The sequence below is a fragment of the Microbacterium umsixpiens genome, from assembly GCF_053543675.1.
Genome location: NZ_JBLVOH010000036.1, coordinates 8,893 through 13,118, shown reverse-complemented (window position 1 = coordinate 13,118; position 4,226 = coordinate 8,893). Strand labels below are relative to the sequence as shown.

At 68.8% G+C, this 4,226-nt stretch carries 3 protein-coding genes; 1 reads left to right on the top strand and 2 read right to left on the bottom strand.

From position 1 onward, the window contains the following. Positions 1-460 precede the first annotated feature (460 nt). The gene (locus ACNPM4_RS03745) at positions 461-1,675 is read right to left on the bottom strand and encodes an amidohydrolase (RefSeq protein WP_262002882.1); all 1,215 of its coding nucleotides are present in this window, start codon (positions 1,673-1,675) and stop codon (positions 461-463) included. 31 nt (positions 1,676-1,706) lie between these two features. Next, on the bottom strand, positions 1,707-2,351 hold the full coding sequence (locus ACNPM4_RS03740; RefSeq protein ID WP_105710705.1) for a TetR/AcrR family transcriptional regulator: 645 nt from the start codon (positions 2,349-2,351) through the stop codon (positions 1,707-1,709). 156 nt (positions 2,352-2,507) lie between these two features. Between ACNPM4_RS03740 and ACNPM4_RS03735 the strand changes: the two genes are divergently transcribed. After that, on the top strand, positions 2,508-4,172 hold the full coding sequence (locus tag ACNPM4_RS03735; protein ID WP_262002880.1) for an ABC transporter substrate-binding protein: 1,665 nt from the start codon (positions 2,508-2,510) through the stop codon (positions 4,170-4,172). Positions 4,173-4,226: the final 54 nt, after the last annotated feature.

The following is a 4,226-nucleotide window of genomic DNA, read 5'->3' as shown; positions in this document are numbered from 1 at the left end:
CGACGTATCCTCCGGTCGCAGCCAGCAGGAGCACCACGCAGACCGCGGTGATGATGAGTCCCCGGCGTCGGCGTCGCCTGTGGGCCTCCGGATCGAGATCACGAGGGGAGGCGAACTCCTGCTCGCGGGTCATCAAATCCGCGAAGTCGGAGAGATCGTCCGTCGGTTGATTCGGCGCGGTCAACGACAGGGCCCGTCACCGAGGGCGTACGGCATGAGCACGAGGTACCTCCATGAAAGTCCGCTCCGACCTCGAGGCAGAGCCCTTCCGAGGAACCATATGGTCATCATGGCCGACATCCGACACCCCCGCCATCGGCCATTCGGGGGACACGCGCTCACGCGCGCCGCACCGGCCGCGGAGATCCGCACTTCCGTCGGCCGTATTGCGGCAGAAGGCCGACGGAAGCGCGTTTCTCCGACGGGAGCGCGACCCCCGCAGCTGAGCCGAGCCCGCGGTCTAGCCGAGGAACTCCCGCGCTGCGGCCGACAGTGCCGTCACGCCGACCTCGATCGTCGGGTGGATCTCGGGGGCGAAGAAGGGGGAGTGGTTGGTCGGGATGTCCTTCTCCAGGCGCCCGGCCGCGCTCGCCTCCGCGAAACGGACCGGGTCGATGCCGCCCCAGAACCAGAACACCAGCGGCGCCCCGGCATCCCGCGCGAACCACGAGACGTCCTCGCTGCCGGTGAACATGCCGGGGTCGATGACCGATGCCTCGCCGAGGGCACGCTGCAGAGCTGCGGTCACCCGCGCCGTGGCATCCTCGTCGTTGATCGTGGCCGGCAGGGTGTGGTCGGTGCGGATCTCGGGCTCCCGCTCGGCGCCGGATGCCGCGGCCTCGGCCCGCACGATGCGCTCGACGCTCGAGAGCACCTTCTCGCGCGCCTCTTCGTTCGGGTAGCGCAGGCTGAGCTCGAGCTTCGCCTCCGCGGGGATGATGTTGTTCTTGAGTCCGGCGTGGATCGAGCCGACCGTCACGACGGCCACGCCCTGCGGGTCGATCTCGCGTGAGGTGATGGTCTGTAGACGCATCACGGTCGCCGCGGCCATGACCACCGGGTCGATGGTGGCGTGCGGGCGGGAACCGTGGCCGCCGCGCCCGTGCAGCGTCACGGTCAGGCCGTCGGATGCCGCCATCTGGGTGCCGCTGCGCACGCCGATGATGCCGGCGGGCAGCGGGGTCACGTGCTGTCCGAGCACGATGTCGGGCTTCGGGTAGCGGTCGAGGATGCCGGCGTCGAGCATCGCCCGCGCACCCGCGCCGTACTCCTCGGCCGGCTGGATCACCACGACGAGAGTGCCCGACCACTGGTCGCGTTCGGCGACGAGCTTCTCGACGGCGCCGATCATGGCGGTGACGTGCATGTCGTGGCCACAGGCGTGCATGACCGGAACCGTCGTCCCCGCAGGGTCGACGCCGTGTGCGGTGCTGGCGTAGGCGAGCCCGGTCTGCTCCTCGACCGGCAGCGCGTCCATGTCGGCGCGCGCCCACACGACCGGCCCGTCGCCGTTGCGCAGCACGCCGATGACGCCGGTGACGCCCACACCTTCTTCGACCTCGAGACCGAGATCGCGCAGGTGCTGGGCGGCGATGCCGGCGGTGCGCGTCTCCTGGAACGAGAGCTCCGGATGCTGATGCAGGTCGATGTACAGCGCTTCGAGGTCGATCGTCATGGCCCGAGCCTAGCGGTGGCGCCCGGTGGGATCAGGGGTGGCTGTACGTCGACAGCTCGGGCCCGGGATGCAGCACCGCGTTCACGATCGCCCGGATCGCGAACTCGCTCGCCCCGCCCAGCTCGACGGTCCCCGGGTGGAGGAGCCACTGCAGCTGCAGCCCGTCCATCACCGCGAGGATCGCGGCCGCCGCGTCGGCGATCGTGTCGGGATCGCGCACGCCCTCCTGGGCGCACAGCTCGTGGAAGGCGGCGGTGACCTCGCGCCGAAGCGTCGTGTACCGGTCCTCGAAGTACTCGCGTCCGGGGTGGTCGTCGGTCACGGATTCCGACGAGAGCACGGTGTACGCCTGCACGATGCCGGGGCGCCGCTCGTTCGCGTACGCCGTGCGCACCAGGTGCAGGAAGAGCTCGGGGCCGCCGGGGATGTGCTTCTCGGCGAGTTCGGCGACGTCTGTCTGGTCGCGGTACGAGAGCACCTCGAGCAGCAGCTTCTGCTTCGACCCGAAGTGATGGAGCACCCCGGCATGGGTGATCCCGACCTGGTCGGCGACGTCGGCGAGGGTGCCGTTGGTCGAGCCCTTGTTGCCGAAGATCTCGACCGCCGCCTTGAGGATCTGCTCGCGTTTCGCGAGGGTCGCCGGGCGCACGCGGACGGTCTGGTCACTGTCTGCCATCGCGGCCTCCTCTCTCTCGCAAGCCGTGCTTGCGATCCAACTTACTCCTCGGTAACCTCACGGAAGCTTACTTTCTCGACAGTAAGCAAATCACGACGGCCGGCGGACCCCCATCCACCGGCGACACAGCACAACGACCGTGCCCAAGGAGAAGCAATGAAGCTCAGAAAGTCTCTGATCGCGGCGACCGCGATCACCGCCCTCGGTATCTCGGCCCTCGCCGGATGCTCCGCCGGAGGGAACGACGACTCCGGCAGTGCTGCCGGCGGCGCCGCCCTCACGATCGCGAAGCCCGACGGCGCGATCACCACCGAATCCAACAACCCGTTCGTCGGCGACTCGTCCGCCTCGAAGTACGGCTACGGCAAGGTGATCTTCGAGACCCTCGCCCTCGTGAACCAGACCGGCGACCGCGGAGTCACCCCCTGGCTCGCCGAGAGCATCGAGTGGAACGACGACTACACCGTCCTCACGGTCGTGCCGCGCAAGGACGTCACCTGGAGCGACGGCGAGCCGTTCACCGCCGACGACATCGTCTACTCGTACGAGCTCGCCTCCACGCCCGCGCTGGACACGGCCGGCCTCCAGCTCGACAGCGCCGTGGTCGAGGGCGACAACGTCGTGCTGACCTTCGCCGCGTCGAAGTACGTCAATCAGGCCCGCGCCCTGCACGTGCCGATCGTTCCGAAGCACATCTGGGAGAACCTCGACGACCCGGCCACGAACCCCGTCAAGGGCGACGACCTGGTCGGCACCGGTCCCTACGTGCTGTCGAACTGGTCGACCGAGTCGGTCACCCTCGACGCCCGCGACGACTACTGGGGCGGCGACCTCTCGGTGCCCCAGCTGCACTACGTCTCGTACGGCGACAACACCGCGCTGACCACCGCTCTCGCCAACGGCGACGCCGACTGGGCACAGGCGTTCATCCCGCAGATCGAGGAGCAGTTCCTGTCGGTCGACCCCGAGCACAACAAGTTCTGGGCAGCTCCCACCACCGGCTCGGCGACGCTGTTCATGAACCTGCAGCAGAAGCCGTTCGACGACCCGGCCTTCCGCCAGGCGCTCGCCTGGGTGATCGACCGCGACGCCTACGTCGACATCGCCCGCGAGGGTGCCAGCGAGGCCGTCTGGTCGGTGACCGGACTGTCATCGATCCTCGACGACGAGATCCAGCCCGAGTTCAAGGACGTGGACTACTCGGTCGACGCCGAGAAGGCGCGCGATCTGCTCGAGACCGCGGGGTACACCTGGAAGGACGACGCGCTGATCGACCCCGATGGTGCGCCCGTCTCGTTCACGCTCTCCGTCCCCTCCGGGTGGAGCGACTGGAACACCGCGCAGGAGCTCATCGCCGAAGACGTGACCGATGCCATCGGCGCCGAGGTCAAGATCGACATGCCCGACTGGGGCGGCTGGGCGGACCCGCGCGACAACGGCACCTTCTCGGCGATCATCCACTGGCTCGAGGACAGCGGCACGGCCTACGGCCTCTACACCTCGACCATGGACCCGCGCTGGATCTCGGACGGCAAGGCCGGCTTCAACTTCGGCCGCTTCGACGACCCCGAGGCGACGGCCGCGCTGAACTCGTACGCCAACGCCTCGTCCGACGAGGAGCGCACCGCGGCACTCGACACGCTGCAGACGATCTTCGCCGAGCAGGTGCCGGCCATCCCGCTGGGCGCGCACCCGCTGCTGGGCGAGTTCAACACCCGCAACTACGTGGGCTGGCCGTCGGAGGAGGACCCGTACGCGTCCGCCGACCCGACGCAGCAGAACATCGTGCAGATCCTCACGAAGCTCAAGCCCGCCGAGTAAGCACCATCCTGCGGCGCGTTTCGTCTCGCTTCGCTCGCTCAACGACCGGACACC

Excerpts from the sequence above, each read along its gene's own strand:
- ACNPM4_RS03745 (WP_262002882.1), bottom strand. The coding sequence starts at position 1,675 with ATGACGATCGACCTCGAAGCGCTGTACATCGACCTGCATCAGCATCCG.
- ACNPM4_RS03740 (WP_105710705.1), bottom strand. The coding sequence starts at position 2,351 with ATGGCAGACAGTGACCAGACCGTCCGCGTGCGCCCGGCGACCCTCGCG.
- ACNPM4_RS03735 (WP_262002880.1), top strand. The coding sequence starts at position 2,508 with ATGAAGCTCAGAAAGTCTCTGATCGCGGCGACCGCGATCACCGCCCTC.